Raw genomic sequence first — 6,037 nt, forward strand, 5'->3', positions numbered from 1 at the left:
TTACTTTTCACTGACTATACATAAGTGCAATTATACAAAGTCGCTTTCAAAGCAATGACTTGTTATGATGACATAAAAGCAGCAAAGCTGATGCATCGATTTATAACTCACCCACCACTTAGGGTTTGCTTACTCATTTTTTATGTAGTGACTATTATCTGCATATGATAACAAGGACTGAACATCATGAAACGTTTTAAAGAAAAAACCGTCATCGTCACAGGGGCCGGCTCAGGTATCGGTCGCGCAACTGCCATTCGTTTTGCTCAAGAAGGCGCTAGCGTCGTTTTAGTAGGACGTACAGCTGACAGTTTGGCAGAAACCGCTAAGGAGTTTCCGACAGATCGCACTTGGATTCATACCGATAATTATATGACCATTACCTGTGATATTAGTGTGCAGAGCCAAGTACAAGAAATGATTAAAAGAGCCATCGATAAGTTTGAAAAAATCGATGTTTTGGTCAACAATGCGGGCAAAGCCACTCAAGGTAAAATTACTGAGCTAACGGCTGAAGACTGGAAGTCAGCGATTGATGTGAATTTAAATGGTACTTTTTACGTCTGTCAGGCAGCCATGCCGCACTTGATAGCAACCAAAGGTAATATCGTCAATGTCTCATCATTGTCAGGGGTCGGCGGTGATTGGAATATGGCAGCTTACAATGCCGCCAAAGCTGGCGTTAGCAATCTAACACGGACGCTGGCTTTAGATCATGGTCCTGATGGGGTACGTGTCAACGCGGTTAATCCGAGCGTGACTAAGACAAACATGACCAGTGCCATTCAAGATAATGATGCCAAGACCGATAAATTCTTAGATCGTTGTCCACTTGGTCGTTTGGCCACGCCAGAGGACATTGCCGCTGCCATTACTTTTTTGGCAAGTGACGATGCGTCGATGATTACTGGCGTCAATCTTGCGGTGGACGGCGGGGTTAGTGCTTCTAACGGTCAGCCTCAGTTTTAGCTATTGCTCTCTTTGTAATTGAATATGAGTATTTTGCTAACCATCCCTAAGAGGCTTAAATACTCATATTCGCAAGACATATCTAATCGGCTGATTGATTAACATCCTGTAGTGGCTGCGACAAGCGCTCAGGATATTTTGGTAATACGCCTTTATATTGAGCATAGATTTTTGGCAAGTCAGCCTCGATATCGCCAGTAGGATACACCGCTGACAAAAAACGTATTTCTTTGGTCTTATAATCCAATGCCACTGGCAAAATAGGGACACCAGCGCCCACTGCTAAATAATAAAAACCTGTTTTCCATTCTTTCCTATAATCGCGAGTGCCTTCTGGAGATAGCCCCAAGAACAAAGGCTTACCAGTCTTAAACTTAGCAATACTCGCTTGTAGCACTGAGCCCTTATTGCCCCGATTGATGGGAATAATACCCATCCAACGTAATAGTTGTGCCAGTACTGGTACTTTGAATAATGTGTGCTTACCCATAATGCTAACTTTTAAATCAATAGCAAACAAACCGGGCAATGCATAGAGGCCATCCAAATAAGAAGTGTGCGGCAAAGCCAATACCACTGCTTGCGACACATTTGGAATATCGCCAACAGTACGCCAGCCTAATACTTTTAACAAACGCTCACCGATAACTGGCGTAATAGCACCGCCACGTCTGGGAATTAAGTCACCCAAATCCTTTCGGCTAAGCTTCGGTAATATTTTAGAGCGTGTAGAACTAGCGGCAATAGGCTTAGAACGACGGCTAAACTTCGATGTCATAACGGCACCAGATAATAAAAGATGTCAACATAATAACATTAACCTTATGCCACTAAATTACCTTTTACAGGCTTTTATTGTGCTGTCTCTTACTCAATCCTACAGCGAGCATCAGCCGACCTAATGCTCGTTGTTACTATAGTTTATGAGATATCAGCCAAGTTACCTTTGTCCTCAAGCCAAGTCTTACGGTCAGCAGAGCGTTTTTTAGCTAATAGCATGTCCATTACGCTATTGGTTAATACCATGTCGTCCATGTCTAGCTGGACTAAGCGGCGGGTGTCACGGTTCATGGTCGTCTCACGTAGCTGCTCTGCACTCATCTCACCCAAACCCTTAAAGCGAGTAATCTGGGCTTTTTTATTGCCGGGTACATTGGCCAAAATGTGGGCAAGCTCAGGCTCATCTAGCGCATAATGCACCTCTTTACCGACATCCACGCGATATAACGGAGGCATAGCGACAAATAAATGTCCTGCATCGACCAACGCTGGAAAATGCTTAACGAACAACGCACAAATCAAGGTGGCAATATGGAGACCATCAGAATCCGCATCCGCTAAAATACAAACTTTATCATAGCGTAATTCGGACAAATCGTCTGACGCAGGATCGACGCCGATAGCAATCGCGATATCATGGATTTCTTGACTCGACAGCACCGTATCTGATGATACTTCCCACGTATTTAGAATCTTACCGCGTAGTGGCAATATCGCCTGATAATGACGATCTCGTGCTTGCTTAGCACTACCACCCGCAGAATCCCCTTCCACTAAAAACAGCTCTGCGCCATCGCGTAAATCACCACGGCAATCAGCCAATTTACCCGGTAAGGCAGGACCTTGAGTAATCTTTTTACGCGCGACTTTTTTGGCAGATTTTAGACGACGTCCTGCTTTATTAATCGCCAACTCGGCGATCTGAGCACCCATATCGGCATGCTGATTTAACCACAAACTAAAGGCATCTTTTGCCAATGTCTGTACTGCGCCAGCGGCTTCACGACTTGATAAACGCTCTTTGGTTTGCCCTGAAAACTGCGGTTCAGAAAACTTAAGCGACAGGATATAATTGACCCCGTCCCACACATCTTCTGCCGTCAACTTCACACTACGCGGCAATAGGTTATGAATATCACAGAACTCACGTAAGGCTTCTAAGATACCTGTGCGTAGACCATTAACGTGCGTGCCGCCTTGGGCCGTCGGGATAAGATTCACGTAGCTTTCTTGAATGGGCGTACCACCATCGGGCAACCACGACAGTGCAAAGGTAATGGCGGCACGTTCGCCCGCTTTCGCATCATAATTATAATAAAAAGGTGCTTCAGGCAACGTCTCAAGCCCATCTAACTGTTCGTTTAAATATTCAACGACGCCATCAGCAAACTGCCAGACAACTTTTTCATTATTAATATCATCGACAAACTCAATCGTCAGACCGGCGGCCAACACCGCTTTGGCTTTTAGATTATGCTTGAGTTGTTTAACATTAAACTTGGGCGTATCAAAGAAACTACCATCCGCCCAAAAATGTACTTTAGTACCACGTTTACGCTTGTTTGAGCTGATCGTTTCCGTCAAAGGCGTAACTGGTGCACCATTTTCAAAGGCCATTTCAAACTGGGTACTATCACGCCATACGGTGACTTCCACTCGCGTGGATAGCGCATTGACGACCGAGATACCAACGCCATGCAGACCACCTGAAACTTCATAATTAGAGGTCGAAAACTTACCACCAGCATGTAAGCGGGTTAAAATTAGCTCAATCCCTGACTGTTTAAACTCAGGATGGATATCGGTCGGCATACCGCGCCCGTCATCCTCAACTGACAGCGAGCCATCACTGTACAATTGAACTTTGATGGTTTTAGCATAACCCGCCAACGCCTCATCGACTGAGTTATCAATCACCTCTTGTGCCAAGTGGTTGGGGCGTGTGGTGTCCGTATACATGCCGGGGCGACGACGTACCGGCTCAAGTCCTTCTAAAACTTCTAACGATTGCGCATTATATTCACTCACAAATGCTTCCCTTAATATTCACAGATCATTTATTCTATTGAACCATTATAACCAAAAATAACGACGGTAACGCTAATTGTCAGTCGCTCACGTCAGATAATGTCGTCTCTTTAAGTCGATAACAAACGCTGTAGCATATCTATCACCATCGGTAATTGCTCACCAAAATCCGTAAATCTATGATCGCCACCCGCTTGCACAGTTACCGTCGCTCCCTGCGTTTGATAAAAGTCTTTTGATAGCTCAGCATTTAGCAATTCGTCACCCGCTTTGAGTAAAACAGCAATTTTATGCGGATAATTAATGGATACCAATTGATGATCTGCAAACCATTGTAAATCCACAGAAGTAATGTTCCAGCCGCCAGCGGTCGTATGAAGAATTTGGTTCGCAGGCAATTTATCTTCGCCTTTACCTTCATCGCTATTTAACAGCAACTCATAAGCAAAGCGCTGTAATGTTACATGTGGCTGAGTACTAGGATTTAATAGTAAAGCCGGACAGCCTGTATAATTGCTTACCAAAGTGGAAAAATAGCCACCTAACGAGCTACCAATCAGTACAGTTTTATCTTCTGTATTGAGTTCGGTTAATAATCTTACCAACTGCTCAAACACTTGCTCAGGCGCACTGTTAAGATCAGGGCGATATACGTTAATATCAGCATGATGCTGCTGGCCATAGCTTTCTAATAATATGCCTTTGGTCGAGTTGGCATCACTATCCAATCCATGAATATAAATAATGTTCACGTACAATCTCACTTATTAATTTTGTTATGATGACTTTATATATGCTATAAAAGCTAAGCATAGCATTGCCTCGCCAAAAACAGTAACAATAAAGCGGCACACTATTATTCGTTATTTACGACATAATAGTGTTTCAAAATAAGATAAGACAAGTTAAGGGAATAACGATAAGTGCGATGGAGCCGCCATGAATCAACAGTTTGAGCTGTTCGAGATTGCCAATCCGTGTATTGGTGTGTGCACGAGCAATAAAAAAGGCTATTGCTTTGGTTGCCTGCGCAGTCGTCCTGAGCGGCAGTTATGGCATGACATGACGACTGAGCAGCGCCGTGAGGTATTACGGCTCGTCGCTGGACGCAAGCAACGTATCGAACAAATGAAACAGCGTAAAGGCGAACAGCTAGGATTTGATTTTGAAGAAGTGATTGAGATTGGTGAGTTGTTTTAAAAGGTTAAAGGTCAAACATCATTTGTACTTTGGACTTTTCATCAGCTCTCTTACCAATTTTTTGGATCAGTACTATAGTTTTCAGACATAACTCTTTTTAGTCCTGTAAACGAATCAGGTAATTCTTTAAACACTTCTTCAGATATATATATAAATATAGGCAGTGAAAAGTTAATACTCATACCTTTTTGCCAATTGTTCCAAGTATCCTCTCTTACTCTACCTGTTCTACGTAGAAATATTTGTTCGTTACAGAAATCTATATAGTTATATATTACATTTGAAGCTTGAGTGATTTCTTCACCAGTTAAAGTTTTCCCTATGAGTGCGTTATATGGGATATTGTTAGATATATCTCGATACTCTTTAGAAATAGAATCCTCAAAAGCTGTTATAGATTGCTCTGTATTTTTCCGAACTTGATATATAGCAACCATAACTCCTAAAGCAGTTACATATGGAGCTAAGAAGACATAACTTTTTAAAAATTCAATGATGAGTTTATACTCCTACAAATATTAAGCTTTGTTGAACGCAACAGAATGGTTAGATAAAAGATAAAAATAACGAACACTGATAGCATTTTGATTCTATTTAATAAATTTATTGGGATTCTCTATTTTTGGTAAAACATTTTTTTACCGACACGAGTCAACTTGAATTTATCAGAGGACGATTTTTTTAATATTCTTTGATTTAATAAAGAGATGCAGGCTTCTGTCTCAGAGTTATTTTTAGGCACATAACCTACTCCAGTGAGTAGTTTTAAATTGGATTCAAGGAAACCGAAATCATTATCTGAAATGCTAAGAATCGTTGGGTCAGAAACATTATTTTCACTTAATTTAAACCAAGCTAATATGGATGTACTTTTATCGTATAGAAACCAAATAGCAGTAATACCGCCTAGTAAGGTAGCTATTATTAATACTAAATCCAAGCAATACTCCTTGGATTCAACATTGAAGTGCAACGCACCCGAAGCTAGATTTTACCTCAAGAGGTGTTCTAAACCCTAGCACCTTTCTAGGTCGATTATTTAAACTGTCTTCAATCGACT

7 protein-coding genes and 1 pseudogene are annotated in these 6,037 nt (G+C 41.8%); 2 read left to right on the forward strand and 6 right to left on the reverse strand.

What is annotated here, in order from left to right:
- Positions 1–186 precede the first annotated feature (186 nt).
- Entirely contained in the window at positions 187–969 is a 783-nt protein-coding gene (gene budC, locus HQR03_RS12895; protein WP_025653181.1) for a meso-2,3-butanediol dehydrogenase, read from the forward strand.
- An 82-nt stretch (positions 970–1,051) separates the two neighbouring features.
- Here budC and HQR03_RS12900 read toward each other — a convergent pair whose 3' ends face one another.
- From HQR03_RS12900 to HQR03_RS12910, 3 genes are all read right to left on the reverse strand, one after another.
- On the reverse strand, positions 1,052–1,747 hold the full coding sequence (locus HQR03_RS12900) for a lysophospholipid acyltransferase family protein (protein WP_173240413.1): 696 nt from the start codon (positions 1,745–1,747) through the stop codon (positions 1,052–1,054).
- Positions 1,748–1,890: 143 nt separating this feature from the next.
- Positions 1,891–3,777 carry a DNA topoisomerase IV subunit B gene (gene parE / locus HQR03_RS12905; protein ID WP_173240414.1) on the reverse strand — a complete coding sequence of 629 codons (1,887 nt, stop codon included), beginning with the start codon at positions 3,775–3,777 and terminating at the stop codon, positions 1,891–1,893.
- A gap of 110 nt (positions 3,778–3,887) precedes the next feature.
- Positions 3,888–4,529, reverse strand: coding sequence for a YqiA/YcfP family alpha/beta fold hydrolase (locus HQR03_RS12910; protein WP_173240415.1), 642 nt, complete (start codon positions 4,527–4,529; stop codon positions 3,888–3,890).
- Positions 4,530–4,716: 187 nt separating this feature from the next.
- Here HQR03_RS12910 and HQR03_RS12915 point away from each other — a divergent pair, with 187 nt between their 5' ends.
- Positions 4,717–4,977 carry a DUF1289 domain-containing protein gene (locus HQR03_RS12915; protein WP_173240416.1) on the forward strand — a complete coding sequence of 87 codons (261 nt, stop codon included), beginning with the start codon at positions 4,717–4,719 and terminating at the stop codon, positions 4,975–4,977.
- A gap of 50 nt (positions 4,978–5,027) precedes the next feature.
- Here the strand turns inward: HQR03_RS12915 and HQR03_RS12920 are convergent, their stop codons facing one another.
- The 3 genes and pseudogenes from HQR03_RS12920 to HQR03_RS14470 all read right to left on the reverse strand — a co-directional run.
- Complete coding sequence (locus HQR03_RS12920) at positions 5,028–5,414, reverse strand: hypothetical protein (RefSeq protein ID WP_025653176.1); 387 nt, start codon at positions 5,412–5,414, stop codon at positions 5,028–5,030.
- Positions 5,415–5,593: 179 nt separating this feature from the next.
- Complete coding sequence (locus HQR03_RS12925; protein ID WP_025653175.1) at positions 5,594–5,917, reverse strand: hypothetical protein; 324 nt, start codon at positions 5,915–5,917, stop codon at positions 5,594–5,596.
- Between the two features lie 16 nt (positions 5,918–5,933).
- Positions 5,934–6,037: pseudogene (locus HQR03_RS14470) on the reverse strand (IS30 family transposase); the annotation flags it as partial.

This window comes from Psychrobacter okhotskensis (assembly GCF_013248965.1).
In the GTDB taxonomy this organism is placed as follows: Bacteria; Pseudomonadota; Gammaproteobacteria; order Pseudomonadales; family Moraxellaceae; genus Psychrobacter; species Psychrobacter okhotskensis.

Coding starts and splice junctions, on each gene's coding strand:
- budC (WP_025653181.1), top strand. CDS start 187: ATGAAACGTTTTAAAGAAAAAACCGTCATCGTCACAGGGGCCGGCTCA.
- HQR03_RS12920 (WP_025653176.1), bottom strand. CDS start 5,414: ATGGTTGCTATATATCAAGTTCGGAAAAATACAGAGCAATCTATAACA.
- HQR03_RS12900 (WP_173240413.1), bottom strand. CDS start 1,747: ATGACATCGAAGTTTAGCCGTCGTTCTAAGCCTATTGCCGCTAGTTCT.
- HQR03_RS12915 (WP_173240416.1), top strand. CDS start 4,717: ATGAATCAACAGTTTGAGCTGTTCGAGATTGCCAATCCGTGTATTGGT.